The following is a 26,011-nucleotide window of genomic DNA, read 5'->3' on the forward strand; positions in this document are numbered from 1 at the left end:
CCCGAGAGCATGTCGAAGATCAAGCCCAGCAAGGGCGCCCCGTACGCGCGCATCATGGGTGTCGGCGGCTACCGCCCCACCCGTGTCGTGCCGAACGAGGTGATCCTCGAGACGATCGACTCGTCCGACGAGTGGATCCGCTCACGCTCCGGTATCGCCACCCGCCACTGGGCCTCCGAGGAGGAGACCGTGGCCGCGATGTCCGTCGAGGCGTCCGGCAAGGCCATCGCCGACGCCGGGATCACGCCCGAGCAGATCGGCGGAGTGATCGTCTCCACCGTCTCGCACTTCAAGCAGACCCCGGCCGTCGCGACCGAGATCGCCCACAAGATCGGCGCGGGCAAGCCCGCCGCCTTCGACATCTCCGCCGGCTGCGCGGGCTTCGGCTACGGCCTGACGCTCGCCAAGGGCATGATCGTCGAGGGCTCGGCGGAGTACGTACTCGTCATCGGCGTCGAGCGGCTGAGCGACCTCACCGACCTGGAGGACCGCGCGACGGCCTTCCTGTTCGGCGACGGCGCGGGCGCGGTCGTCGTCGGCCCCTCGAAGGAACCGGCCATGGGCCCGACCGTCTGGGGCTCCGAGGGCGACAAGTCCGACACGATCAAGCAGACCGTGCCGTGGGACGAATTCCACACCGAGCGTCCGCAGAAGTTCCCCGCCATCACGCAGGAGGGCCAGGCGGTCTTCCGCTGGGCCGTCTTCGAGATGGCGAAGGTCGCCCAGCAGGCGCTGGAGGCCGCCGGGATCACCTCGGACGACCTGGATGTCTTCATTCCGCACCAGGCCAACATGCGGATCATCGACTCGATGGTGAAGACCCTGAAGCTGCCGGATCACGTCACGGTCGCCCGTGACGTCGAGACCACCGGCAACACGTCCGCCGCCTCGATCCCGCTCGCAATGGAGCGGCTCCTGGCGACCGGTCAGGCGAAGAGCGGCGACACCGCGCTCGTCATCGGCTTCGGGGCGGGTCTCGTCTACGCCGCAACGGTCGTTACCCTCCCCTAGTCACACCGGACCTTCCGGTCCGTACGCCCGAACCCTGAAGAAACCACCGAAGGAGCGCCACATGGCCGCCACTCAGGAAGAGATCGTCACCGGTCTCGCCGAGATCGTCAACGAGATCGCCGGTATCCCGGTCGAGGACGTCCAGCTGGACAAGTCCTTCACCGACGACCTGGACGTCGACTCGCTGTCCATGGTCGAGGTCGTCGTCGCCGCCGAAGAGCGTTTCGACGTCAAGATCCCCGACGAGGACGTCAAGAACCTCAAGACCGTCGGCGACGCCGCCGGCTACATCCTGAAGAACCAGGCCTGATCCAGGCCCGGTTCGTGTGTCGCCACCCGGCGGTGGCGCCGCTGATTCACGACCCTCTACACGTGGAGAAGATTTTCCAGTGAGCCCGACCAATCGCACCGTGGTCGTCACCGGTATCGGCGCAACCACTCCGCTGGGTGGCGACACCGCATCGACCTGGGAAGGTCTGATGGCCGGCCGTTCCGGCGTGAAGCCCCTCGAGGGCGAGCGCTTCGCGGACCTGCCCGTCCGGATCGCCGCTCTCGCGGCCGTCGACCCGGGCGATGTCCTGCCCCGCCCGCTCGCCCGCAAGCTGGACCGCTCGGCGCAGTTCGCGCTGATCGCGGCCCGTGAGGCGTGGACCGACGCGGGTTACACCGGCAAGGCCGGTGAGGACGACAAGATCCGTCCCGAGCGGCTCGGTTCGGTCATCGCCTCCGGTATCGGTGGCGTGACCACGCTGCTCGACCAGTACGACGTGCTGAAGGAGAAGGGCGTACGCCGCGTCTCCCCGCACACCGTTCCCATGCTCATGCCCAACGGCCCGGCGGCCAACGTCGGCCTGGAGGTCAACGCCCAGGCCGGTGTCCACACCCCGGTCTCCGCCTGCGCGTCGGGTGCCGAGGCCATCGGGTACGCCGTCGAGATGATCCGCACCGGCCGTGCCGACGTGGTCATCGCCGGTGGCACCGAGGCGGCGATCCACCCGCTGCCGATCGCGGCGTTCGCCAACATGATGGCGATGTCCAAGAGCAACGACGAGCCCGAGAAGGCCTCGCGTCCGTACGACACGGGCCGCGACGGCTTCGTCCTCGGTGAGGGCGCGGGCGTCGTCGTCCTGGAGTCCGCGGAGCACGCGGCCGCGCGCGGCGCCAGGGTCTACTGCGAGGTGGTGGGCCAGGGTCTGTCCGCGGACTCGCACCACATCGCGCAGCCCGAGCCCACGGGCCGCGGGATCGCCACGGCGATGCAGAACCTGCTCGACTCGACGGATCTCAAGCCGGCCGAGATCGTGCACCTCAACGCGCACGCGACGTCGACCCCGCAGGGTGACATCGCCGAGATCAAGGCCCTGCGCAAGGTCCTGGGCGACGACCTCGACCATGTCGCGATCTCCGCGACGAAGTCGATGACCGGTCACCTGCTGGGTGGCGCGGGCGGCATCGAGACCGTCGCGACGGTCCTCGCGCTGCACAACCGGGTGGCGCCGCCGACGATCAACGTCGAGAACCTCGACGAGGCGGTGGAGGCGGACGTCGTGCGCGACGAGCCCCGGCCGCTGCCGGAGGGGCCGATCGCGGCGATCAACAACTCGTTCGGGTTCGGTGGGCACAACGTGGTGCTGGCGTTCCGTTCGGTCTGATCGCGTACGTATGGCATGTGAGAAGCCCGCTTCCCCGGTCCGGGGAGGCGGGCTTCTCGCGCTGCGCGGGCCTTTCCCCTACCCGCCCCTTCCCGAACCTGGGGCTCCGCCCCAGACCCCGCGCCTCAAACGCCGGCGGGGCTGGAAGTGGCCCGGCAAGAAAGGAAGTGGCCCGGCCGCGCTGGATTTTCAGCCCGTCCAGGGCTGGATCTTTCAGCCCGTCCGGCGTTTGAGGCGCGGGGTCTGGGGCGGAGCCCCGGTTACGGGAAGGGGCGGGTAGGGGAACAGCCCGCCGCGGGCGCGACCCCCGCTCACACCACCTGGTGCAGCCACCGCACCGGCGCGCCCTCGCCCGCGTGGCGGAAGGACTCCAGCTCGTCGTCCCACGGCTTGCCCAGGAGTTTGGCGATCTCCGCCTCCAGGTCCGTCTCACCGCGTACGGACCTCGCGAGCGCGGCGCGCAGCCGGTCCTCGGGGATCAGGATGTCGCCGTGCATACCGGTCACGGCGTGGAAGATGCCCAGTCCGGGGGTGGAGCTGTAGCGCTCGCCCTCGGCCGTCGACGACGGCTCGGCCGTCACCTCGAAGCGCAGCATGTCCCAGCCCCGGAGCGCCGACGCGAGCTGGGAGGCGGTGCCGGGGCGGGCCTGCCAGGAGAATTCGGACCGCCAGGTGCCGGGGGCGGCCGGCTGTCTGATCCAGTCCAGCTGGACCCGCACACCGAGGACACCCGCCACCGCCCATTCGACGTGTGGGCACAGCGCGCGCGGTGCGGAGTGAACGTACAGAACTCCACGTGTCGTCACCGGGACCTCCAGTGTGGGACGAAGTTCGCCTTGCCCAGCGGCCTCGTGCCCGTACCGCCTCTTCCCGGCCGGCTCCCGAGGTTGTCATCAGTAAACAGCATCGGGAGTGAATCTCCTGAAAAGGGACAGTATGTGACGAGATGTAACGTACCGGAGCCACCCATATGTACGCGGGTGAGCAAGGCTCCACTGGGCCGACGGGGAAAAGCTACCGTGCGCCGGGGCCGGGCGTGTGACGTACCGTCGGTCCCGGGCCCATGATTCGCGCAGCTTTCACCCGGCAGGGCGCGCGGGCCCGCCACCTGCACCGCAGGGGTTTGCCGGAGGCATGGCCAGCGGCATAACCAGGGGCTTCGACCGGAGGGGACCAGGAATGCCGGAGCATTCGTCACGCCGTCGCAGGCGTACCGCTGTTGCCGCGCTGGCGGCGGTTTCGATGACCGCGGGCCTCGCGCTCACGGGCTGTTCCGGCAGTGCCGAAGGCCCGAAGGGCCGCGCTTCGGACGGCCCGCGCCGGGCCTCCCCCGCACCGGCCCCGCTCTGGGACCGCACACCGGCCTCGCTCGCCGCCGTCGGGGACTCGATCACACGCGGCTTCGACGCCTGCTCGGTGCTGGCCGACTGCCCGGAGGTGTCCTGGGCCACCGGTACCGACAGCGGGGTGCGCAGCCTCGCGGTGCGCCTGCTCGGGGCGACGAAGGCGGCGTCGCGCAGCTGGAACCACGCCGTTTCCGGCGCCCGGATAGCGCAGCTGCCCGAGCAGATGGCGCTGGCTGCGAAGGAGAAGCCGGATCTGGTGACGGTGATGATCGGCGCCAATGACGCGTGCCGGGACTCACCACGGATCATGACGCCGGTGGCGGACTTCCGGGTCTCGTTCGAGGCGTCGATGCGGCAGCTGCGTGCCACCGCGCCGAAGGCGCAGGTGTACGTGTCGAGCGTGCCCGATCTGAAGCGTCTCTGGTCGACGGGCCGGACCAACGAGCTGGGCAAGCAGATCTGGAAGCTCGGGATCTGCCGGTCGATGCTGGGCGACGCGGACAACATGGACGCTGCGGCCGTCGCGCGGCGGGACACCGTGCAGCAGCGGGTGATCGCGTACAACCGGGTCCTGGAGGAGGTCTGCGCGAAGGACACGCGGTGCCGGTACGACGGCGGGGCGGTCTTCGACTACCGGTTCACCGGGGAGCAGCTCAGCCAGTGGGACTGGTTCCATCCGGGCCGCAACGGGCAGGCCAGGCTGGCAGAAATCGCTTACCGCAACGTCACGGCCGACAAGCCGCCCGCGTAGGATTTTTGATCATGACGACGCGTACGGACATTTTCGCGGAGGACTACTCCGCTCTCGCCGACGGCACGCCCCTGCGGCGCTGGACTCTGGAGCGGGGCGGCACGCGGGTGCGCGTACTGACGTACGGCGGCATCGTGCAGTCGGTCGAGGTGCCCGACCGGGACGGCGTACGGGGTCCTGTGGCACTGGGACTGCCGGACCTCGCGGCGTACGAGAAGTTCTCCGGGCCCTATTTCGGGGCCCTGGTCGGGCGGTACGCGAACCGGATCGCGGGCGCCCGCTTCGTGCTCGACGGCACGGCCCGTCAGGTGACGCCGAACGAGGGCCGCAACCATGTGCACGGCGGGGCGCGCGGCTTCGACAAGCGGGTGTGGGAGGCGCGGGAGGTCACGGACGGCGTGTGCCTCTCCCTGGTCGCCGAGGACGGCGAGGAGGGCTTCCCGGGGCGGCTCGCGGTCTCGGTGACGTACGGCCTGGACGCGGGCGGGGCGCTGCGGATCGAGTACCGGGCGACGACGGACGCGCCCACGGTGGTGAACCTGACGAACCACACGTACTGGAACCTGGCCGCTGCGGACGGGACGAGCGCGCTCGGGCACGAGCTGCGGATCGCCGCCGGGCGGATCACCCCGGTGGACGGAGCCTCGCTGCCGACGGGCGAGTTCGCCGCGGTGGAGGGGACCCGTTTCGACTTCCGGGAGCCGCGGGCGGTGGGCGCGGGGTACGACCACAACTACGTGCTCGACGGGTCCACGGACGACGGGGTCGCGGCCGAGCTGTACGCGCCGGGGTCGGGGCGGGTCCTGACGGTCCGTACGACGGAGCCGGGCATGCAGCTGTACACCGCCGACCACTTCGACGGGCAGCCGTTCGGACCGTGCGCGGGCATCGCGCTGGAGACCCAGCACTTCCCGGACTCGCCGAACCGGCCCGAGTTCCCGAGCACGGTCCTGCGGCCCGGCGAGGAGTACGCGTCCACGACCGTGTACGGGTTCTCGGTGCGCTGATCCGGGCCGGGGAGCCCTCGTCTAGTCCTTGATCTCCACCGGGGTGGTCAGCCGGATGTCGGACACGGAACGGGCCGCCTGTGCCTGGTATGTGCCGTGGATCAGCCGCCAGCCGTCGGTGGTCTCGTCCCAGATCTCGTACGCCCGCCGGTCCAGCGGGACAGTGACCTCGACGGTCTCGCCCGGAGCCGCCTCGACGCGGGCGAAACCGGCCAGTTGGCGGGCGGCCCGTCCGATGGTCTCCGTCTGCGTCTCCAACTCCGGTGCCAGGTAGAGCTGGACGGTCTCTGCGCCGGGGCGCGGGCCGGTGTTGCGGAGGCGGACGGTCGCGGACTCGGCGGTGGCGTCGAGGGATTCGTAGGTCCAGGTGGTGTAGCCGAGGCCGTGGCCGAAGGGGTAGGCGGGCGTCGTGCCGGCCTTCTCCCAGGCCCGGTAGCCGATGAAGACGCCCTCGTCGTAGTGGAGTTCGCCGCCGGTGGGGGTGGTGCCCGCGACCGGGACGTCGGCGAGGGCGGCGGGCCAGGTGGTGGGGAGCCGGCCGCCCGGTTCGGCGCCGTCCACGCCCAGCAGAACGTCGGCGAGTGCGTGCCCCGCCTCCTGGCCGGGGAACCAGCCGAGCAGTACGGCGGCGACCTCGTCCCGCCACGGAAGCTCCACCGGGGAGCCGGAGTTGACGACCACGACGGTCCTCGGGTTGGCGGCGGCGACCGCCCTCACCAGGTCGTCCTGGTGGCCGGGGAGCGCCAGATCCGTACGGTCGAAGCCTTCGGACTCGACGTGTTCGGTGGTGCCCACGACCACGACGGCGGTGTCGGCGGCGCGGGCCGCCTCGACGGCTTCGGCGATCAGTTCGGCGGGGTCACGGCGCGGACCGAGGTGGACGAAGGAGAAAGAGACGCCGGGGATCGGCGAGTCGGCGCCGAGGGTGTCGGGCACCTGGCGGAGGGAGACGTCGACGGGGACGCCTTCGGTGAGCGTGATCCGGGCGCGCTCGACGGGGTTGCCGAAGAACGCCTCGCCCGGGTCGGTGGAGCCGGTGACCCGGTGCACGTCGTCGTACAGGGTTTCGCCCGCGACCTTCAGGGTGAGGGCGCCCGTGCCGCGGGTACCGAAGATGTGCTCGCCGGTCTCGCGCGGGACGAAGGTGCCGGTCACCTCGACACTGTGGAGCGCGTCGAGGGTGACGCCGTCCGGTACGTCGGTGCCGACCCACTGGACGGCGCCGCTGTGCAGCGGGGCCGTGCCGAGGACGGTGCCGGACCGGTCGTAGCAGACGGCCTTCAGCTCGAAGCCCTGCTCGGCGGGGGCGAGTTCGTCGTTCGGATCGGCGCCGACGCGGTAGTCGACCACGCCCTCCGGGAGTGCGGCGGTCAGGCCGGCCAGCGGGGAGACGATGTGGTCGGGGAAGACCTGGGCCGATCCGCCGCCGAGTACCCGGGCGTCGCGGGCCAGGGCGCCGATGAGCGCGACCTTGCGGACGGCTCCGGGGTGGATGGGGAGCGCGGCGCCCTCGTTGCGTACGAGGACGAAGGAGCGGCGGGCGATCTCGCGGGCCAGTGCCTCGCCGTCGATGCCCGTGGGGTGGTCGGCCGGGTCGACGACGGGCGGGGCGCCGTCGAGGATGCCGACGCGGGCGGCGAGCAGAAGGACGTTGCGTACGGCGCTGTCGACGACCGTCTCGTCGACGTGCCCGGCCCTGACGGCGGCGGCGAGCGCGTCGCCGTACACCGTCCTGGGTCCCGGCATGGCGACGTCGAGGCCGCCGGTGATGGCGCCGACGGTGGAGCGGGCGGCCAGCCAGTCGGAGACGATGAAGCCGTCGAAGCCCCACTCGCCGCGCAGCACCGCGTTCTGGAGGTAGCGGTGCTCGGTCATGGTGGAGCCGTTGACCTGGTTGTAGGCGGCCATGATGCCCCAGGGGTGGGCGTTCTTGACGATCCGCTCGAACGGGGCGAGGTAGAGCTCGCGCAGGGGGCGCGGGGCGACGATGTTGTCGACGGTGAAGCGGTCCGTCTCGGCGTCGTTGGCCACGAAGTGCTTGACGGTGGTGCCGACTCCGCCGTCCTGGACGCCGCGCACATAGCCGGTGCCGATCTCGCCCGTGAGGTACGGGTCCTCGCTGTACGCCTCGAAGTGACGGCCGCCGAGCGGGGACCTGTGCAGATTGACGGTGGGCGCCAGCAGGACGTGGACGCCCTTGCGGCGGGCCTCCTGGGCGAGGAGCCTGCCGGCCCGGCGGGCGAGTGCGGGGTCCCAGGTCGCGGCGAGTGCGGTGGGCGACGGCAGGGCGACGGAGGGGTCGTCGGCGGACCAGCGGACGCCTCGGACGCCGATCGGGCCGTCGGACATGACGAGCGACCGGAGTCCGATCGCGGGCAGCGCGGGCAGGGACCACATGTCCTGGCCGGCCAGGAGCCGTGCCTTGTCGTCGAGGCCGAGTGCGGCGAGCGCCGCTTCCACTGCGGCCCCGCGGGCCGCCTCGGGCGTGCTGGGTGTGGACGCGTCCGCCACGGCCGTACCTCCTCGTCGAATTACTGCGAAGGTCTCCATAGTGACGTCGGTACAGGTAGAGCGGTAGGTTTGGTTATTATTTCGTTATCTGACGGATGGATGTGCCCTCCGGATGCCGTACGGTCCTGCTGACGGGGGCCGATGCGCACGGAAGGGGCCGGCGATGGTACGGGCCAGGAGCGAGGAACGGCGGGCGGACATCCTCCGCGCCACCCTCGAAGTCATCGCCGAGCGCGGCTACCGCGGGGCCACGCTGAGCGCGGTGGCCGAGCGGGTGGGCCTCAGCCAGCAGGGGCTCCTGCACTACTACCCGACCAAGGAGGCCCTGCTCGTCGCCGTGCTGGAGGACCGCGACCGGTGGGACACCGGCGGTGGTGGCAGCCGCAGTGAGGGCCCGTGGCCGCTCGAACTGCTGGGCTCGCTCGTGGAGTACAACGCGATGCGCCCCGACATCGTCCGGACGTTCTCGGCACTGCTCGGCGAGAGCGTGGCGGAGGAGCATCCGGCGCGGGAGTTCTTCACCCGGCGCTACACACAGGTCCGTACGAGCATGGCGGCGTCGCTCCGGGCCGAGCTCGGCGAGGAACTGCCGGGCGGGCTGACGCCGGAGCGGGCCGCCACGCTGCTCGTGGCGGTGATGGACGGTTTGCAGTACCAGTGGCTGCTGGACCCGGACGCGGTGGACATGCCCGCGGCGTTCCAGGACTTCCTGCGGCTGCTGCGGGCCCGGGAAGGCGTCAGCGAGCCAGACCCAGGGTGACGCCGAGGCCCACGAGCACCGAACCGATGGTCCGGTTGAGGGCCTTCTGCCAGCGCAGCATCGCGGTGCGCAGGTGCGAGTGGGAGAAGAAGAGGGCCACCAGACCGAACCAGCCGAAGTGCGCCACGGACATGAAGAGTCCGTAGCCCGCCTGCTGCCACAGGGCCGTCTCCGGGCCGACGACCTGGGTGAACGTCGAGACGACGAAGAGCGTGGTCTTGGGGTTCAGCGCGTTCGTGAGGAAGCCGGTGCGCAGCGCGCCGAACGGGCTGAGCTCGGGCTTCGACGCCAGGTCGACGGAGAGGTCGTTGCGGGCGAAGAACGTCCGTACCCCGATGTAGACCAGGTAGGCCGCTCCGGCCAGCTTGATCGCCGTGAACAGCGCGGTCGAGGACGCGATCAGCAGGCCGACGCCGAGCATGGTGTACGTGACGTGGACGAGGACACCCGCCGCGACTCCGGTGGCGGCGAGGAGGCCGGTCGTACGGCCGTACAGATAGCTGTTGCGCACGACCATCGCGAAGTCCGCGCCCGGGCTGATGACGGCGAGCACGGTGATGACGGCGACGGCGAATATCTCGGTCATGGGTACGGACTCTCTCTCAGCGCTTGTCGAGGCTGTGCGTGGACGGTGCGGTGTTGTCGTCGTCGCGCCCGGGAGCGCCGGGAGCGCCGGGAGCGCCCAGCAGATCGCGGACCAGCAGCGTGGCTCCGGCGACGGCGCCCGGCATCAGGAACACCGCGACGAACGGGACGAGGAAGGAGAGCGTGAGCGGGACGCCGAAGCCGAGGACCAGCAGGCGCCGGCCGCGCAGCAGGGTCAGCCGGTCGGCCAGGACCATGCCCCGGCGCTGGAGGGCGACCGAGGTCAGCTCCTGGGCGAGGAAGAATCCCGAGACGCAGAAGCCGATCGCGGGGATCACGGTCTGCCCGACGACCGGGATGAATCCGAGGGCGAAGAGCACCACCCCGAACAGCGCGACGCGCAGCAGGATGCGGACGGAGTCGCGGGCGGAGAGCCACAGTTCGCGCCAGAGCGGCAGCCCGGACTCGGGGACCGCGCCGCCCTCGCTGCGGTCGACCTCCTCGGAGAGCGACTCGTAGAAGGGCTGGCCGACGAGGAGCGTCACGGCGGTGAAGGTGATCACGGCGAGGAACAGTCCGAAGACGAAGACCAGCGCGACCAGGGTGTTGCGCAGCAGGCCCAGCCATGGCGAGGACCAGTCGTCGGCGAACGGGGTCGCCCAGGCCACGAAGTCGTCGGCGCCGTAGCCGAGTCCGATCAGCGCACCCGCGTACAGGACGAGGGTGACCAGTCCGGGCAGCAGACCGAATCCGAGCCACCGGCCGTGCCGGACCGCCCAGCGCTGACCCTTCATCAGATAACCGAAGCCCACCCCGAGATCACTCATGCGGGTCAGCGTACTTGTGCGAACCATTGACACCCCCGGTGACCCACATTACGGTCACGCCAGCATTTCGAACGAGTGACGAAATATCGAACAACCGAGAGGCGTCTTCCGTGCGCATCACCGGAATCAGCACGCATGTCGTCGGCACACCGTGGCGCAACCTCACCTATGTCCAGGTCCACACCGACGAGGGCCTCACCGGCGTCGGGGAGACCCGGATGCTCGGACGTACGGACGCGCTGGTCGGCTATCTGCGCGAGGCGGCGGCGAACCACGTCACCGGGTCCGATCCGTTCGCGGTGGAGGATCTCGTACGCCGCATGAAGTACGGCGACTACGGGCGGGCCGGGGAGATCGTGATGTCCGGTATCGCGGTCGTCGAGATGGCGTGCTGGGACATCAAGGGCAAGGCGCTGGGCGTCCCGGTCTGGCAGCTGCTCGGCGGGAAGGTCACCGACCGGGTCAAGGCGTACGCGAACGGCTGGTACACCACCGAGCGGACCCCGGAGGCGTACCACAAGGCCGCGCAGGCGGTCGTGGAGCGCGGCTACCGGGCCCTGAAGATCGACCCGTTCGGTACGGGCCACTTCGAGCTGGGCCAGGAGGAGACCCGGTACTCGGTCTCCCTGATCGAGGCCGTGCGAGACGCCATCGGCCCGGACACCGAGCTGATGCTGGAGATGCACGGCCGGTTCAGCCCGTCGACCGCGGTGCGGATCGCCCGTGAGATGGCACCGTTCCGGCCGGCGTGGCTGGAGGAGCCGGTGCCGCCGGAGAACCTCAAGGCGCTGAGCAAGGTCGCCGAGAAGGTGGACCTGCCGATCGCGACCGGCGAGCGCATCCATGACCGGATCGAGTTCCGTGAGCTCTTCGAGTCGCAGGCCGCCGACATCATCCAGCCGGACGTCGGCCACATCGGCGGCATCCTGGAGGCGCGCAAGCTCGCCGCGACCGCCGAGACCCACTACACGCTGATCGCCCCGCACAATGTGGGCGGTTCGGTGCTGACCGCCGCCAGTCTCCAACTGGCGGGCTGCACACCCAACTTCAAGATCCTCGAACACTTCAACGACTTCGCGGACGCCGACATCAAGAAGGTCGTGAAGGGCGCACCACAGGTCGACCCCGCCACCGGCTGCTTCGAGCTGTCGCACGCCCCCGGCCTCGGCGTGGAGCTCGATGTGGACGCCGCGGCCGAATTCCCGCAGCAGCAGGCACGGTTCGATCTGTGGGCGGACGGCTGGGAGAAGAGGCAGCCCAAGTGAGCTTCCTGTCACGCTCGTTGACTGTCGAGCGGCCGGGCCTGCACCGTCTCGGCACAGGCCCCGTTCCCGAGCCGGGGCCCGGCGAGGTCAGGGTGCGGGTCGCGGCGGCCGGGATCTGTATGAGCGACCGCGAGGTGTACGACGGTCATCGCGACGCCGCCTACGTCCGCTATCCGGTGGTGCCGGGCCATGAGTGGTCCGGGACCGTCGACGCGGTGGGCCCGGGTGTCGACACGGCGTTGGCCGGGCGGCGGACGGTCGCGGAGGGGTTCCGGGCCTGCGGGCGGTGCGAGCGGTGCCGCTGCGGGGAGACCTCGCTGTGCACGGCCGGGTACGACGAGACGGGGTTCACCCGGCCCGGCGCCTTCGCCGACCATGTGGTGGTCCCGGCCCGGCTGTTGCACCTGCTGGCCGACGACGCCGATCTGCGGGCCGCCGCCCTGCTGGAGCCGGCCGCCGTGGTCGCCGCCGCAGTGCGGGCCGGGGCGCCCGAGCCGGGTGAGCGGATCGCGGTGGTGGGTGCCGGGACGCTGGGGCTGCTCGCCGTGCAGCTGCTGGCCGCGGTGTCGCCCGGGGAGCTGACCGTGATCGATCCGCGTGAGGAACGGGCCGCGCCGGCAAAGGACTTCGGGGCGGGTGACATCCGTACCCCGAAGCGGGCCGAGGAGCTGCGGGGCCGCTACGACCTGGTCGTGGAGACCGCGGGGGCCGCGACCACCGCCGCCGACGCGTGCCTGCTCGCGCGGCGCGGCGGGCGTGTGGTGCTCACCGGGATGTTCACTCCGGGGGCCGTCGGGATCGACCCGGTGCATCTGTCGCTGAGCCAGCTCACCGTGCGCAGTGTGTTCGGTGCGCCGTCGGCGGCCTGGTCGTACGCGGTACGGGCGTTCACCGCCGGGATCCTCGATCCGGCGCCGCTGATCACCCACGAGTTCCCGCTGGAGCGCTTCGCGGAGGCCGTGGCCCTCGTGGGCGCCGGGGGTCCGGAGACCGGGAAGGTGCTGCTGCGTCCGTGACGCCCGGCCGCCGTCTCCATAACGGCACACAGTCAGCGATTCGAACCTTGTCCGAAATACCGAACATGAAGGATCTGTCGTGAACGACGCCCCAGCCCCTCCCCGCGGCTTCCGCCGCCCCGGCGGCTCCGCGCTCACCGCGCTCGGCCTCGGCGCGGCGGCCCTCTCCCCCGCCGACGCCTCGCCCCACGCGTTCCCCGACGGCGGCAGCTGGCGCACCGAGATCCCGTCCGTGGAAGGCCCGGAGGCGCTGTCCGTCGTACTGAAGGAGTCCGCGGAGCACGATGTCCCCGTTCACCGGATCAGCCAGGGCAGCGGCGTCTGGATGCTCACCGATGCCGAGATCACCGAGATGGTGGCGGGCTGCGCCGAACGCGGCATCGAGCTGTGCCTGTTCACCGGACCGCGCGGCACCTGGGACACCGGTGCGTCCACGCGTACCGACTCCGGCGGCGCCGGCCTGCGGGCGCGGGGGCACGACGCACTGGCCGGGTGCGTCGAGGATGCCGTGCGGGCGACCGAGCTGGGTGTGACGTGCCTGCTCATCGCCGACGAAGGGGTCCTGTGGACCCTGCACCGGATGCGCGCCGAGGGACTGCTGCCCGCCGGCACCACGCTCAAGGTGTCCGCGCTGATCGGCTCGGTGAACCCGGCCGCCGTACAGGTGCAGGAGCGGCTCGGCGCCGACTCGGTCAACGTCCCGTCCGATCTGACGCTCGCCCACTTCACCGAGATCCGGCGGGTCAGCCGCGTACCCCTGGACCTGTACGTGGAGGCGCCGGACGACCTCGGCGGGTACGTCCGGATGTACGAGGCGGCCGAGCTGATCCGGCGCGGCGCCCCGCTCTATCTGAAGTTCGGGCTCAGCATGACGCCCGGTATCTACCCCTACGGCCGCCACCTGCGCGACCTCGCGCTCGCCACCGCGCGGGAGCGGGTCCGCCGCGGCCGGCTCGTACTCGACCTGCTCGCCCGGCACGGCGCCGACGGCGGTATGTCGCCGCTCGGCTCACGGCTGCCGGGCGAGCTGGACCGCTTTCCGACCGGCTGAGATCCGTCAGGAACCACAGATCCGTCCGGAACCACAGAGAGGAGCTGATCACCATGCGCGTACGCGGAGCCGCCGTGGCCGCGACCGCCGTCACCCTGGGGCTCGTTCTGAGCGCCTGCGGCCAGGAGGCCAGAGGCGGAAGTCGCTACCGGGCCGACGACGGCAAGGGCGGCACCATCGGCCTTGCCATGCCCACCAAGTCCTCGGAGCGCTGGATAGCCGACGGCGAGAACATGGCCTCGCAGTTCAAGAAGGCCGGGTACACGACCGACCTCCAGTACGGCGACGACAAGGTGGAGAACCAGGTCGCCCAGCTGGAGAACATGATCACCAAGGGGCACCGGCTGCTCGTCGTCGGCGCGATCGACGGCTCCGCGCTCTCCGACGTACTCCAGAAGGCGCACGACGCGGGCATCCCCGTGATCTCCTACGACCGCCTCATCACCGGCACGAAGTACATCGACTACTACGCCTCCTTCGACAACGAGAAGGTCGGCGAGCTCCAGGGTCAGTACATCCTGGACCGGCTGGAGCTGGAGGAACCGGAGAAGGGTTCCGGCGAGACGTACAACATCGAGCTGTTCGCAGGGTCGCCCGACGACAACAACACCAAGTACTTCTGGAACGGCGCCATGAAGGTGCTCACCCCGTACCTGAAGTCCGGGCAGCTCGTGGTCCGCAGCAAGCAGACGGCGATGAACCAGGCCACCACGCTGCGCTGGGACGGCGGCACCGCGCAGAAGCGGATGGACGACCTGATCAGCAGGAGTTACGGCACCGAGCAGGTCGACGCGGTCCTCTCGCCGTACGACGGCATCTCCATCGGCATCATCTCGGCCCTGAAGAGCGCCGGATACGGCGGCAAGGACCTGCCGGTCGTCACCGGGCAGGACGCCGAGCTCGCCTCCATCAAGTCGATCATCGCGGGCGAGCAGACGCAGACCGTTTTCAAGGACACCCGCAAACTCGCCAAGCAGGCCGTACAGATGGGCGACGCGGTCCTCACAGGCAAGAAGCCCGAGGTCAACAATGTGACCGACTACGACAACGGCGTGAAGACCGTGCCGTCCTTCCTGCTGAAGCCCGTCTCCATCGACAAGTCGAACACCCAGCTCCTCGTCGACGAGGGGTACTTCACCCAGGGCCAGCTCAAGTGACGCGCCCCGCACTGGAGATGCGCTCCATCACCAAGACCTTCCCCGGGGTCACGGCGCTCTCCGAGGTGAGTCTGACCGTCCGCGCCGGGGAGATCCACGCGATCTGCGGCGAGAACGGCGCGGGCAAGTCCACCCTGATGAAGGTCCTCAGCGGGGTTCATCCGCACGGCAGTTACGAGGGCGAGATCCTCTTCGAGGGCGAACCCGTCGCGTTCAAGGACATCCGGGCCAGTGAGCGGCACGGCATCGTGATCATCCACCAGGAGCTGGCGCTCGTCCCCCATCTGTCGATCGCCGAGAACATCTTCCTCGGCAACGAACGGCGGGGCAGGCGCGGCTTCGTCGACTGGAACGCCACCCTGCGCGAAGCCTCGCGGCTGCTCGCCCGGGTCGGTCTGCCGGAGAAGCCGCAGACCCCGATCTCGGACATCGGCGTCGGCAGACAGCAGCTGGTGGAGATCGCCAAGGCCCTGTCGAAGGAGGTGAAGCTGCTCATCCTGGACGAGCCGACCGCCGCGCTCAACGACGAGGACAGCGCGAAGCTCCTCGGTCTCATCCGGGAACTGCGCGATCAGGGCATCGCGAGCATCATCATCTCCCACAAGCTGGGCGAGATCCGCGAGATCGCGGACTCGGTGACGATCCTGCGCGACGGCCGGACCATCGAGACGCTGACAGTGCGGGAAAGTCCGCGAGCGGCGCCGGAGCTGTCGGAGGAGCGCATCATCCGCGGCATGGTCGGCCGCGACCTCGATCACCGCTTCCCCGAGCGGACGGCGTACGAGGGCGAGCCGCGTACGGCACTGAAGGTGAGCGGCTGGACCGTCCGGCATCCCGTCGACCACCAGCGCAAGGTCGTCGACGGCGTGTCGCTGACCGTGCGCCGGGGCGAGATCGTCGGGATCGCGGGCCTGATGGGCGCGGGCCGTACCGAACTGGCCATGTCGGTGTTCGGACGGTCGTACGGGAGTTACGTCTCCGGGGACGTGGAGGTGAACGGCACGGCGGTCCGTACGAAGACCGTTCCTGAGGCGGTCGCTGCGGGCATCGCGTACGTCACCGAGGACCGCAAGACGTACGGCCTGAACCTCATCGACACCATCAACCGCAACGTCTCGCTGGCCTCACTGCCCGGTATGGCGAAGCGCGGCATCGTCGACGAGCACCACGAGCGCCTGGTCGCCGAGCGCTACCGCGCCTCGATGAACATCAAGGCGCCCACGGTCTTCGAGCAGGTCGGCCGGCTATCCGGCGGCAACCAGCAGAAGGTCGTGCTGAGCAAGTGGATCCACGCCGATCCCGAGGTGCTGATCCTCGACGAGCCCACCCGGGGCATCGACGTCGGGGCGAAGTCCGAGATCTACGGCGTCATCGACCGGCTCGCGGCCGCCGGCAAGGCAGTGCTCTTCATCTCCTCGGAGCTGCCCGAACTCCTCGGCATGTGCGACCGGATCTACACGATGGCCGAAGGCCGGCTGACCGGTGAGGTCGACCGGGCCGACGCCACCCAGGAAGCCCTGATGCGCCTGATGACGCGCCAGGCGTCAGAGAACAGAAGCTGAGGCCCGCCATGACGACCACGACCACACCGCCCAAGGACGCCGGCTCGCCGTCCGTGACACAGCCCGCCCTGCACGTGCTCGCGCGGAGCGTGCGGACGAACATGCGCCAGTACGGCATGCTCATCGCGCTCGTCCTCATCGTCGCGCTGTTCCAGATCTGGACCGACGGCACACTGCTGCTGCCGAACAACGTCTCCAACCTGATCCAGCAGAACGGCTACATCCTCATCCTGGCCATCGGCATGATGATCGTGATCATCGCCGGTCACATCGATCTGTCCGTCGGCTCCCTGGTGGCCTTCGTCGGCGCCATGTCGGCGGTGATGATGGTCGAACACGACATGCCGTGGGTCCTCGCGCTCGTCCTCTGCCTGCTGATAGGCGCGGTCGCCGGGGCCTGGCAGGGCTACTTCATCGCGTATCTGGGCATCCCGTCGTTCATCGTGACGCTGGCGGGGATGCTGCTCTTCCGCGGCCTGACGCAGATCGTGCTCGGCGGTCAGTCCCTGTCGCCGTTCCCGGAGGGCTTCCAGAAGATCGCCAAGGGCTTCATCCCGGAGATGGGCCCCTACACGCAGTACCACAACCCGACGCTTCTGATCGGCCTGGCCACGATCGTCTTCCTGCTCCTGCGCGAATGGCGGGACCGCAAGCGCCAGCTGGCGTACGAGCTGGAGGTGCTCCCGACCGGCCTGTGGGCGCTGAAGTGCGTCGCGATGACCGCGGCGGTCGCGGCGTTCACCCTGACGCTCGCGAGCTTCCACGGGGTGCCCGTGGTGATGCTGATCATGTGCGCGCTACTGCTGGGGCTCGGTTACGTCATGCGCAACGCGGTCGTCGGGCGTCATGTCTACGCACTCGGGGGCAACAAGGCCGCGGCGATGCTCTCGGGCGTACGGGACAAGAAGGTCACCTTCCTCGTCTTCGTCAACATGGGCGTCCTCGCGGCACTCGCCGGCTGCGTCTACGCGGCCCGGCTCAACGCCGGCACCCCGCAGGCGGGTCTCAACTTCGAGCTGGAGGCGATCGCGGCGGCGTTCATCGGCGGCGCGTCGATGAGCGGCGGCGTCGGTACGGTGATGGGCGCCGTGATCGGCGGTCTGGTCCTCGGCGTCCTCAACAACGGGATGTCCCTGGTCGGTATCGGCACGGACTACCAGCAGGTCATCAAGGGTCTCGTGCTGCTCGCCGCGGTCGGCTTCGACGTCTGGAACAAGCGCAAGGTCGGCACGTAGACATCCGCGGATACATCGAAGGGCCGCACCCGGGAACGGGGTGCGACCCTTCGACTGGCGTACGGGTCAGGCGGCCGACAGCTCGACCTTGATGTTGCCGCGGGTCGCGCTCGAGTACGGGCAGACCTGGTGGGCCTTCTCGATCAGCGACTGGGCCGTGGCCCTGTCGACGTTCGGGATGGACGCGGTGATCGCGACCTCCAGGCCGAAGCCGCCCGCCTCGGTCTTGCCGATACCGACCGAAGCCGTCACGGTCGAGCCGGAGATGTCCGCCTTCTCCTGCCGGGCGACCACACCGAGGGCGCCCTGGAAGCAGGCGCTGTAGCCGGCCGCGAAGAGCTGCTCCGGGTTGGTGCCCGCTCCGCTGCCGCCCATCGCCTTCGGCGGGTTGACTACGACGTCGAGGTTGCCGTCGTCGGTGGAGACGCGGCCGTCACGGCCGTTCTCCGCAGTGGCGACCGCGGTGTAGGCAACGTCTATGTTCTGAATGGTCATGCTGAGGATTCCTCCTGCTGATGCGCCGCGACTCGCGCCCACGGATCGCGACGGCCTGCCGGAGAGCCTAACGGGTGACCGCAAGCGGCTCGGGGCCGGTCAGACCAGCGAGACGATCATCTTGCCGGTGTTCTCGCCGCGCATCAGGCCGAGGAACGCCTCGAAACCGTTCTCGATGCCCTCGACGACCGTCTCCTGGTACTTCAGCTCACCGGAGGCCAGCCAGCCCGCGACATCCTGGACGAACTGCGGCTGGAGCGCGGTGTGGTCGCCCACGAGCACGCCCTGGAGACGCAGCCGCTTGCCGATGATCAGCGCGAGGTTGCGGGGGCCCGGGGTCGGCTCCGTCGCGTTGTACTGGGCGATCATTCCGCAGATGGTGGCACGGCCGTGCACGTTGAACGAGGAGAGCGCCGCTTCCAGGTGCTCGCCGCCGACGTTGTCGAAGTAGACGTCGATACCGTCCGGGGCGGCCTCGCGCAGCTGCTTGGCCACGGGGCCGTTCTTGTAGTTGAACGCGGCGTCGAAGCCGTACTCCTCGACGAGGAGCTTGACCTTCTCGTCGGAGCCCGCGGAGCCGATGACCCGCGCGGCGCCCTTGATCTTCGCCATCTGGCCGACCTGGTTGCCGACGGCGCCGGCCGCGCCGGAGACGAAGACGGTGTCGCCCGCCTTGAAGGAGGCGACCTCGAACAGGCCCGCGTAGGCGGTGAGCCCGGTCATGCCGAGCACACCGAGGTAGGCGGAGAGCGGGGCGAGGGAGGCATCGACCTTGACCGCGTGCTTGGCCGGGACGTCGGCGTACTCACGCCAGCCGAGACCGTGCAGGACATGGTCGCCGACGGCGAAGCCCTCCGCGTCGGAGGCGATGACCTCGCCGACCGCGCCGCCCTCCATGGGGTGGTCGAGCTTGAAGGGCGGGGTGTACGACTTCACATCGTTCATCCGGCCGCGCATGTAGGGGTCGACCGAGAAGTGCAGGTTGCGGACGAGGAGGCGGCCCTCGGCCGGGGCGTTGACGGGGGCCTCACGCAGTGCGAAGTCCTCGGCCACGGGCCAGCCGTTCGGGCGGGCGACGAGGTGCCATTCGCGGCTGGAGGTGGGGAGAGCTGCAGACATGGCTCGGGGTCTCCTAGATGCCTTCCGGGGGAAGCAGAAAATGCTTCAGGATGTGAAACAACCATGCGCCTGAATATTTCACCTTGTCAAGCAAGTGCGTATCCTGTGTGTCATGGCCACCCCGCGTACAGACCCAGTGACCCTCGAAGTGGTCGAGCTGATCGGCACCGTAGTGGCGCGCTATCACGAGGAGTACGACCAGGCAGCCGCCGCGCACTCGCTGACCGGCGCGCAGGCCCGGGTGCTCGGGCTGCTCTCCCTGGAGCCGATGCCCATGCGGAAGGTCGCCCGGACACTGCGGTGCGAACCGTCGAACATCACCGGCATCGTCGACCGGCTGGAGGCCCGCGGCCTCGTGGAACGGCGGCCCGACCCGGCCGACCGACGGGTGAAGCTCGCCGCCCCCACCGAGAAGGGCATCGGCACCGCGCGGCAGCTGCGCGACGCGCTCGACTTCGCGCGTGAGCCGCTCGCCGAGCTGTCGGAGGACGAGCGGACGGTGCTGCGGGACCTACTGCGGCGGATGCTGGGTGCCGGGGCGGACAGGCCCTAGGCGCTTCAGGTGCACCACCACAGGAACCAGTCGCACGTCTCGGTCGGCTCCGGGGTGGGCGGCGGGGGCTCCTGCGGTGCGGGCTGCGTCGGGTCGTCGGCGGGATCCGACGGGCCGGGCGAGCCCGCGGTGTCGTCCGGGATGCGGGACGAGGTCGCCGACGCGGACCCGGAGGGCGTGGGGGCGGTCGGGGAGGCGGGGCCGCCGGGCTTGGCGGTGGACGCCTCGGCCGAGGGCTTCGCGGTGCCGGGCCCGTCGCCGGAGCCCGTGGTGCGGACGGCGGTCGCGGGGCGTGCGGTGGGGCTCTCCACCGGTCCGGGGTCCTCGGGCCGGGCACTCGCTGATGGTTCCGGGGCGGGCTCTGCGGTCGTGACGGACTCGCGTACGTAGTCCGCGGCGCCGTCGTCGCCCTCCGGCGCGGTCGCCAGCCGGGTCACGCCGAGCGCCCCGATCGCGAGCAGGACCCCCAGCGCCGCGACCAGCGCCTTGCGCCCCTTGCGCCGATGACCACGCCTGCCGCGCCCCGCACGGCTCTCACGCTCCCCCGCATCGCGCCCGGCCCTCCGGTCGCGTACGGGCTCGGCGGCACGCCGACGGCGCCCCGTGGCCACGGGGGGCTCACGGGTGTCGCCCGGCGGTTCCGGTTCATGGCCGGAAGGCGCGGGGTAGGCGTAGGGGCCGAGCGCCTCGGCGGGGGTTCCGCATCCGGCGCAGGCCAGGGCGCCGTTGAGGTGTCTTCGGCACGGTCGGCAGTAATCCATGGCGCCCGCAGAGTAGACGTGCGCAGATCAACGGAGGAAGCCGCTCAGGTGAGGATCGTGTGTGGAAGACACCGTTCCACGGCGCGGTGGTCCGATACGTGTGACACCGCTCCGATAAAGCGGCACACGCGCGAGGATGGGCGGCATGACCGCTCCCGCCCCGTTCGGGCCGCTCGAATTCCAGCTCGTCCTGCTGCGCAGGATGGCCGATCACCAGCCGGAGCTCGTCGAGGACGCCCGGCAGGAACTGAGCGCCTCGCTCGCCGAAATGCGGGAGGCCAACCGTCGCTGGCAGGCCATGGTGCGGGCGCCGCGGGGGCGGGGAACACTGCGCCGCTACCGCTCCGTGCTCGGCGAGCCCGAGATGTCCGTACGCCGCAAGGTCGGTGATCTGGAGTGCGACGCGCTGTTCTGGCCTGTGCCGCTCTGGCCCGCTCTGCGGTTCGAGGTGATGGCGGCGCCGGGCGGAGCCGTATGGAACGAGTGGCTGGTCCGCGCCCCGGGAGAGGCCGGCCCCGAGCTGAGCACCGTCGAGGATCTGCGGCCCTGGTCGTGCACCGTGGACGAGGTGGCCAGGGCCTTCGCCCCGGCCAGGCCGATGGAGGGCAGCGCGCCGACCCGGTGGGCGCTGGCGATCACCGATCCGGGCAGCGGACGGCGTCACGTCGCGGAGTTCACCTGGGGGCTGTTCCAGCGGCTGCTGCCCGGCTGACCTGGCACCCCGTCAGCTCCGTACCCCCCTACGGCTCATCCCAGCGCGCGCGACGCCGCCCCGGGGGCAACGATGCAAGGAGAACCGGCTGCCGCCGGTGCCCCGTCCCAGCGTTCTCGGGAGAACCTGCCGTGACCGTCAGTCTTGAGCAGTTGCGCCGTTGCCACATCGCCGTCGATCTCGGGGCCGCGAGGACCCGTGTGTACGTCAAGGGGCTGGGGCTCGTCGTCGACGAGCCGAGTGTCGCCGCCGTGAACACCCGTACCGGCTCCCTCATCGCCGTCGGCGCGCTCGCCGAACAGATGACCGGCCGGACGCCCGCGTACATCCGGGTGGCCCGCCCGGTCTCCGGCGGAACCGTCGTCGACATCGAGATGGCCCAGCGCATGCTGCGTCATCTGCTCGGCGAGAAGCTCCGCCGCCAGTTGCGCCGCAAGCCCCGGCTGCGTGCCGCCGCCTGCACCCCGCACGACAGTGATCCGCTCGCCCAGCGCGCCGCCGTCGAGACCCTGGTCGGGCTCGGTGCCCGGCGGGTCGAACTGGTGGACACCCTGATCGCGGCGGCCGTCGGCTGCGGCCTCCCCGTGGAGCAGCCGACCGCCACCATGATCATGGTGTGCGGGGCGGCCACCACCCAGATCGCGGTGCTCTCGCTCGGGTCGATCGTGACCGCCGTACGGATTCCGGTCGGCGGCAACGCCATCGACCACGCGATCATCCAGCACCTGCGCCAGCAGCACGAGCTGATGCTCCCGAGCCAGTCGGTGCGCCCCCTGCAACTGGCGCTCAGCGGCAACGGCCTGACGGCCAAGGGCCCCGCCGTGACCGAGATCCACGGCCGCGACGTGGCCACCGGTCTGGCCCGCTCGGTGCAGGTCGACACCGCCGCCGTCCGGCAGGCCATCCACACCCCGCTCACCGCGGTGCTGGACGGGCTCGGCAAGGTGCTGCGCGACTGCCCGCCCGATCTGGTCGCCGACCTCGCGGACCGCGGCATCATGATGGTCGGCGGCAGCGCGCTGCTGCCCGGCCTCGACCAGATGCTGCGCGACGCGACGGGCATGCCCGTGCACATCGCCGAGCGGCCCGACGTGTGCTCCGTGCTCGGTCTCGGTGCGATGCTGGACGGCAAGATCCAGCCGATGGTCCTCGACCCGCTCGCCGGCTGACAGCCGGCGGCTCCGGAGGGGATCGCATGCCCCGGGAATGCACGGCACAGGACGCGAGGCGGGACACCGAGCAGGACACGGAGCAGGTCACGAAGCGGAACTCCGGGCAGGGCGAGGAGGCGGCGGGCGCCGGTGTGCGGCGGGCCGCGGCTCCCCGGCTGCCCGAACTCCTGGAGGCGGTGCTCGGCGTCGGGTCCGATCTCGACCAGCACGCCACGCTCCAGCAGATCGTGGACACCGCCACCGCCCTGACCGATGCGCGGTACGGGGCGCTCGGCGTCCTGGACCCCGGGCGCGACCGCATCACCGAGCTGTACACGACCGGCCTCACCGAAGCGGAACGGCGGCGCATCGGCCGGCTCCCGGACGGCCACCACGGCGTCATCGGTCTGCTCGTCGACGACCCGCAGCCGCTGGCCTGCGACGACCTGAGCACTGATCCGCGCGCCTGCGGGGTGCCGCCGGGCCATCCTCCGATCCACTCCTTCCTCGGGGTCCCGATCCGGGTGAACGACGAGGTGTTCGGCAATCTCTATCTCGCCGACAAGCGCTCCGGCGGCTTCGACGGGACGGACACGGGGCTGCTGAGGGTTCTCGCCGCCCAGGCGGGCATCGCGCTCGGCAACGCCCGGCTGTACGAGACGGCCCGCCAGCGGGAGCGCTGGATCGCGGGCGCCGCCGCCGTCACCACGGCGCTGCTGACCCGCACCGACGCGCCGGACGCCCTGATGACCGTCGCCGAGCAGGCGAGGGTGCTGGCCGGGGCCTCGGCCGGGGTGATTCTCCAGCCGACCCCGGAGGGCGGGATGGAGATCGTCACGGCCTCCACGCCCGAGGACCCGGCCGGCATCGTCGGTACGGTGATCGAGCCCGGCTCCCCCGTCCTGGTCCAGCTCCTGGGCGGCGAACCCGTCTTCATCGACGACTCGGCGACCGATCCCCGCATGACGACGCCGGTACGGTCCCGGTTCGGCCCCAGCATGATGCTGCCGCTGCAGAGCGGGGGCCGGCTCATCGGCACCCTCGCCCTGCCCCGCGGACATGGCGCGCACCCGTATTCGGCGGTGGAGCGGACGCTCGCCTCGCAGTTCGCCTCGCACGCCGCGCTGGCCCTGGTCCTGGCGGACGCCCAGCACAACAGGGAGCAGATCGCGGTCTACGAGGACCGCGACCGGATCGCCCGCGATCTGCACGATCTGGTCGTCCAGCGGCTGTTCGCGACGGAGATGATGCTGGAGTCGACGCGCCGCCGGGCCACCGCCCCGGAGACCGACGAACTGCTCGGCAGGGCCGTGGACGAGCTGGACTCCACCATCCAGGAGGTCAGGACCGCGATCTTCGCCCTCCAGCAGCCGCCCGCCGAGTCACCCACCACCTTCCGTGGCCGGGTCCTGCGCGAGACGGGAGGCGCGGCTGCCGTGCTCGGCTTCCAGCCGTCGGTGCACTTCATGGGGGCCGTCGACACGCTCGTCGGGGAGCCCGCGGGCACGGATCTCCTCGCCGTACTGCGCGGCGCCCTGGCCGCGGCGCACCGGCGGGCCGGGGTCTCCGCCATCGAGGTGGAGGTGGACGCGACGGTCCGTCAGCCCGCCGGTGGCGCGGCGGTGCGGCTCGTGGTCGCCGACGACGGTCGCGAGGCGGACGGTACGCGCTCGCCGACCGTCATCTGGAAGGCGCCGCTCTGAGGGCGATGCGGGTGTTGGAGTGGGCGACGCCCGCCTCCCGTTTCAGCCGGCGCAGCAGGGTGTCCAGGGCGCCCGGGTCGGCCGCGGTCGCCCGGACGAGGTAGTCGTGGCCGCCCGTCACGTGCACCACCTCCGTGATCCCGGGCAGCATGAGCACCGAGCGTTCGAACTCCTCGTTCGTCGTGTCGAGGCGCAGGGACACATCGATGAAGACGACCAGGCCCGAACGGGTGTCGGCGGCCGGGTCGACGATGACGGTGAAACCTCGGATGACCCCGTCGCGGCGCATACGGCGTACCCGGTCGCCCGCGGCGTTGGCGCTGAGTCCGACGCGTACGCCCAGGTCTCGGTACGAGATCCGCGCATCCTCCTGGAGGACGGAGAGGATTTCTCTGTCGAGCCTGTCCATACTGCGATTGTCGCAGCAAGTGGGGCAAAGCGACTGCGCGGAGCCCGGACACCGGTCCGCGGGCGGCTGGGGCCTGTCGTTCTGATCATGCCCCGCATGGAGCATCCCGGCAGGCCCATGACGCCCCCGCGCCCTTGACTGGTGCCGTGCATACCGTCGTCGAGCAGCCCCCCACGCCAGCAGCGGAGGCATCCGTCGCCCCCTACCGCAACCTCGTGATGGCCACCGTCGGCTTCGCGCTGACCTTCTGGGCCTGGAATCTCATCGCCCCGATGTCGGGCGACTACAAGGACAGACTGGGGCTCAGCTCCTTCCAGCAGTCCTTCCTGGTCGCCGTGCCGGTGCTCGTCGGCTCGCTGGGCCGTATCCCGGTGGGCGCGCTCACCGACAAGTACGGCGCCCGGCTGATGTTCCCGCTGATCTCGGCGCTGACCGTCATCCCCGTGCTGCTGCTGATCCCGGCGAGGGACTCCTACGGCGCGATGCTCGCGGTCGGCTTTCTGCTGGGGCTCGGCGGCACCACGTTCGCCATCGGGGTCCCGCTGGTCAACTCCTGGTTCCCGCCCGCCAAGCGGGGCTTCGCCCTGGGGGTGTTCGGCATGGGCATGGGCGGGGTCGCACTGTCCGGCTACTTCACCCCACGTATGGCGAAACACGGCGACGACCTGCCCTTCCTCGTGGTCGGCGGCGCACTTGTCGTCTACGCCATCCTCGCCGCCGTACTGATCAACGACCGCCCCGGCCGGAAGGTCCCGACCGACACCCTGGCCCACCGCCTGGGAGAGGCCGGGAAGCTGCGGGTCACCTGGGAGCTCTCGGCGCTGTACGCGATCGGGTTCGGCGGCATCGTCGCCTTCGGGGTGTACCTGCCGACGTACCTCAAGACCTGGTACGACCTCTCGCCGACCGACGCGGGCACGCGTGCGGCCGGGTTCGCCCTGGTCACGGTCGTCTTCCGGCCGATCGGCGGCTGGCTGTCGGACCGCGTCCACCCGGCGATGGTCACCTCGGTGGCCCTGCTGGTCGCCGCGCTGATGGCGATCGTCCAGGCATTCGACCCGCCGCTGGTGCCGGGCGGCACCGTCGCGCTGCTCTGCATGGCGGCCGGTCTCGGCACCGCGAGCGGCAGCGTCTTCGCCCTGGTCTCGCAGGTGACACCGCAGCCCAAGGTGGGCAGTGTGACGGGCATCGTCGGTGCGATGGGCGGTCTCGGCGGCTTCGTACCACCCCTGGTGATGGGCGCGATCTTCAGCGCCAAGGACTCGTACTCGATCGGCTTCATGCTGCTGTCCGATCTGGCACTGGCCGGGTGCGTGTACGCCTACGGGCGGATGCGGACGATCCAACGGGACGGCTGACACCCTCGCTACGC

General features: G+C 70.6%; 25 protein-coding genes. 17 read left to right on the forward strand and 8 right to left on the reverse strand.

The window, feature by feature from the left end; all coding sequences use genetic code 11:
- Nucleotides 1-9 precede the first annotated feature (9 nt).
- The 3 genes from ACWGO0_RS30775 (at nt 10) to fabF (ending at nt 2,663) form a co-directional block, all read left to right on the forward strand.
- A complete protein-coding gene (locus ACWGO0_RS30775) occupies nt 10-1,011 on the forward strand; it encodes a beta-ketoacyl-ACP synthase 3 (RefSeq protein WP_453542330.1) in 1,002 nt (333 codons plus the stop codon).
- A 61-nt stretch (nt 1,012-1,072) separates the two neighbouring features.
- A complete protein-coding gene (locus ACWGO0_RS30780; RefSeq protein WP_453542333.1) occupies nt 1,073-1,321 on the forward strand; it encodes an acyl carrier protein in 249 nt (82 codons plus the stop codon).
- 79 nt (nt 1,322-1,400) lie between these two features.
- Nucleotides 1,401-2,663 (forward strand): beta-ketoacyl-ACP synthase II, encoded by a 1,263-nt coding sequence (fabF, locus tag ACWGO0_RS30785; RefSeq protein ID WP_453542336.1) that lies wholly within the window; start codon nt 1,401-1,403, stop codon nt 2,661-2,663.
- A gap of 311 nt (nt 2,664-2,974) precedes the next feature.
- Here the strand turns inward: fabF and ACWGO0_RS30790 are convergent, their stop codons facing one another.
- Nucleotides 2,975-3,469 (reverse strand): DUF3145 domain-containing protein, encoded by a 495-nt coding sequence (locus ACWGO0_RS30790; RefSeq protein WP_453542339.1) that lies wholly within the window; start codon nt 3,467-3,469, stop codon nt 2,975-2,977.
- 373 nt (nt 3,470-3,842) lie between these two features.
- Between ACWGO0_RS30790 and ACWGO0_RS30795 the strand changes: the two genes are divergently transcribed.
- On the forward strand, nt 3,843-4,760 hold the full coding sequence (locus ACWGO0_RS30795; protein WP_453542342.1) for an SGNH/GDSL hydrolase family protein: 918 nt from the start codon (nt 3,843-3,845) through the stop codon (nt 4,758-4,760).
- A gap of 11 nt (nt 4,761-4,771) precedes the next feature.
- On the forward strand, nt 4,772-5,767 hold the full coding sequence (locus tag ACWGO0_RS30800; RefSeq protein ID WP_453542345.1) for an aldose epimerase family protein: 996 nt from the start codon (nt 4,772-4,774) through the stop codon (nt 5,765-5,767).
- 21 nt (nt 5,768-5,788) lie between these two features.
- Here ACWGO0_RS30800 and ACWGO0_RS30805 read toward each other — a convergent pair whose 3' ends face one another.
- Complete coding sequence (locus ACWGO0_RS30805) at nt 5,789-8,317, reverse strand: glycoside hydrolase family 3 protein (RefSeq protein WP_453542348.1); 2,529 nt, start codon at nt 8,315-8,317, stop codon at nt 5,789-5,791.
- Between the two features lie 124 nt (nt 8,318-8,441).
- On the opposite strand from ACWGO0_RS30805, the gene ACWGO0_RS30810 reads away from it, so the two are divergent.
- Complete coding sequence (locus ACWGO0_RS30810; protein ID WP_453542351.1) at nt 8,442-9,038, forward strand: TetR/AcrR family transcriptional regulator; 597 nt, start codon at nt 8,442-8,444, stop codon at nt 9,036-9,038.
- On the opposite strand, the gene ACWGO0_RS30815 is transcribed toward ACWGO0_RS30810, so the two are convergent.
- Together ACWGO0_RS30815 and ACWGO0_RS30820 are read right to left on the reverse strand one after the other, a co-directional pair.
- The gene (locus ACWGO0_RS30815; RefSeq protein WP_453542354.1) at nt 9,016-9,624 is read right to left on the reverse strand and encodes a LysE family transporter; all 609 of its coding nucleotides are present in this window, start codon (nt 9,622-9,624) and stop codon (nt 9,016-9,018) included. The two genes, ACWGO0_RS30810 and ACWGO0_RS30815, sit on opposite strands and share 23 nt — an antisense overlap.
- 16 nt (nt 9,625-9,640) lie before the next feature.
- The gene (locus ACWGO0_RS30820; protein ID WP_453542356.1) at nt 9,641-10,450 is read right to left on the reverse strand and encodes an EI24 domain-containing protein; all 810 of its coding nucleotides are present in this window, start codon (nt 10,448-10,450) and stop codon (nt 9,641-9,643) included.
- 110 nt (nt 10,451-10,560) lie between these two features.
- On the opposite strand from ACWGO0_RS30820, the gene ACWGO0_RS30825 reads away from it, so the two are divergent.
- From ACWGO0_RS30825 to mmsB, 6 genes are all read left to right on the forward strand, one after another.
- A complete protein-coding gene (locus ACWGO0_RS30825) occupies nt 10,561-11,715 on the forward strand; it encodes a mandelate racemase/muconate lactonizing enzyme family protein (protein WP_453542359.1) in 1,155 nt (384 codons plus the stop codon).
- The gene (locus ACWGO0_RS30830) at nt 11,712-12,731 is read left to right on the forward strand and encodes a zinc-dependent alcohol dehydrogenase (protein WP_453542362.1); all 1,020 of its coding nucleotides are present in this window, start codon (nt 11,712-11,714) and stop codon (nt 12,729-12,731) included. The genes ACWGO0_RS30825 and ACWGO0_RS30830 overlap by 4 nt, the downstream gene beginning before the upstream one ends.
- Before the next feature lie 79 nt (nt 12,732-12,810).
- Complete coding sequence (locus tag ACWGO0_RS30835; RefSeq protein WP_453542365.1) at nt 12,811-13,782, forward strand: hypothetical protein; 972 nt, start codon at nt 12,811-12,813, stop codon at nt 13,780-13,782.
- A 53-nt stretch (nt 13,783-13,835) separates the two neighbouring features.
- Nucleotides 13,836-14,939 carry a multiple monosaccharide ABC transporter substrate-binding protein gene (gene chvE, locus ACWGO0_RS30840; RefSeq protein ID WP_453542368.1) on the forward strand — a complete coding sequence of 368 codons (1,104 nt, stop codon included), beginning with the start codon at nt 13,836-13,838 and terminating at the stop codon, nt 14,937-14,939.
- Nucleotides 14,936-16,501: a multiple monosaccharide ABC transporter ATP-binding protein gene (gene mmsA / locus ACWGO0_RS30845; protein ID WP_453542371.1), complete on the forward strand. Its 1,566-nt coding sequence runs from the start codon at nt 14,936-14,938 to the stop codon at nt 16,499-16,501. The genes chvE and mmsA overlap by 4 nt, the downstream gene beginning before the upstream one ends.
- 8 nt (nt 16,502-16,509) lie before the next feature.
- Nucleotides 16,510-17,736: a multiple monosaccharide ABC transporter permease gene (mmsB, locus tag ACWGO0_RS30850; RefSeq protein WP_453542374.1), complete on the forward strand. Its 1,227-nt coding sequence runs from the start codon at nt 16,510-16,512 to the stop codon at nt 17,734-17,736.
- Nucleotides 17,737-17,802: 66 nt separating this feature from the next.
- Here the strand turns inward: mmsB and ACWGO0_RS30855 are convergent, their stop codons facing one another.
- Together ACWGO0_RS30855 and ACWGO0_RS30860 are read right to left on the reverse strand one after the other, a co-directional pair.
- On the reverse strand, nt 17,803-18,231 hold the full coding sequence (locus tag ACWGO0_RS30855; protein WP_453542377.1) for an organic hydroperoxide resistance protein: 429 nt from the start codon (nt 18,229-18,231) through the stop codon (nt 17,803-17,805).
- A 99-nt stretch (nt 18,232-18,330) separates the two neighbouring features.
- Nucleotides 18,331-19,350: an NADP-dependent oxidoreductase gene (locus tag ACWGO0_RS30860; RefSeq protein WP_453542380.1), complete on the reverse strand. Its 1,020-nt coding sequence runs from the start codon at nt 19,348-19,350 to the stop codon at nt 18,331-18,333.
- A gap of 112 nt (nt 19,351-19,462) precedes the next feature.
- Here ACWGO0_RS30860 and ACWGO0_RS30865 point away from each other — a divergent pair, with 112 nt between their 5' ends.
- A complete protein-coding gene (locus tag ACWGO0_RS30865; protein ID WP_453542383.1) occupies nt 19,463-19,903 on the forward strand; it encodes a MarR family winged helix-turn-helix transcriptional regulator in 441 nt (146 codons plus the stop codon).
- 5 nt (nt 19,904-19,908) lie between these two features.
- Here the strand turns inward: ACWGO0_RS30865 and ACWGO0_RS30870 are convergent, their stop codons facing one another.
- Nucleotides 19,909-20,664, reverse strand: a complete 756-nt coding sequence (locus ACWGO0_RS30870; RefSeq protein WP_453542386.1) for an SCO2400 family protein — start codon at nt 20,662-20,664, stop codon at nt 19,909-19,911.
- Between the two features lie 145 nt (nt 20,665-20,809).
- On the opposite strand from ACWGO0_RS30870, the gene ACWGO0_RS30875 reads away from it, so the two are divergent.
- The 3 genes from ACWGO0_RS30875 to ACWGO0_RS30885 all read left to right on the forward strand — a co-directional run bounded on the left by ACWGO0_RS30875 (nt 20,810) and on the right by ACWGO0_RS30885 (nt 24,230).
- The gene (locus ACWGO0_RS30875) at nt 20,810-21,376 is read left to right on the forward strand and encodes a hypothetical protein (protein ID WP_453542388.1); all 567 of its coding nucleotides are present in this window, start codon (nt 20,810-20,812) and stop codon (nt 21,374-21,376) included.
- Between the two features lie 131 nt (nt 21,377-21,507).
- The gene (locus tag ACWGO0_RS30880) at nt 21,508-22,545 is read left to right on the forward strand and encodes a rod shape-determining protein (RefSeq protein ID WP_453542391.1); all 1,038 of its coding nucleotides are present in this window, start codon (nt 21,508-21,510) and stop codon (nt 22,543-22,545) included.
- Nucleotides 22,546-22,571: 26 nt separating this feature from the next.
- Nucleotides 22,572-24,230, forward strand: a complete 1,659-nt coding sequence (locus ACWGO0_RS30885) for a GAF domain-containing sensor histidine kinase (protein WP_453542394.1) — start codon at nt 22,572-22,574, stop codon at nt 24,228-24,230.
- On the opposite strand, the gene ACWGO0_RS30890 is transcribed toward ACWGO0_RS30885, so the two are convergent.
- The gene (locus ACWGO0_RS30890) at nt 24,208-24,639 is read right to left on the reverse strand and encodes an Lrp/AsnC family transcriptional regulator (protein WP_453542397.1); all 432 of its coding nucleotides are present in this window, start codon (nt 24,637-24,639) and stop codon (nt 24,208-24,210) included. The genes ACWGO0_RS30885 and ACWGO0_RS30890 overlap by 23 nt on opposite strands.
- A gap of 218 nt (nt 24,640-24,857) precedes the next feature.
- Between ACWGO0_RS30890 and ACWGO0_RS30895 the strand changes: the two genes are divergently transcribed.
- Entirely contained in the window at nt 24,858-25,997 is a 1,140-nt protein-coding gene (locus ACWGO0_RS30895; protein ID WP_453542427.1) for a nitrate/nitrite transporter, read from the forward strand.
- Nucleotides 25,998-26,011: the final 14 nt, after the last annotated feature.

It is taken from the genome of Streptomyces sp. NPDC055749, from assembly GCF_053617235.1.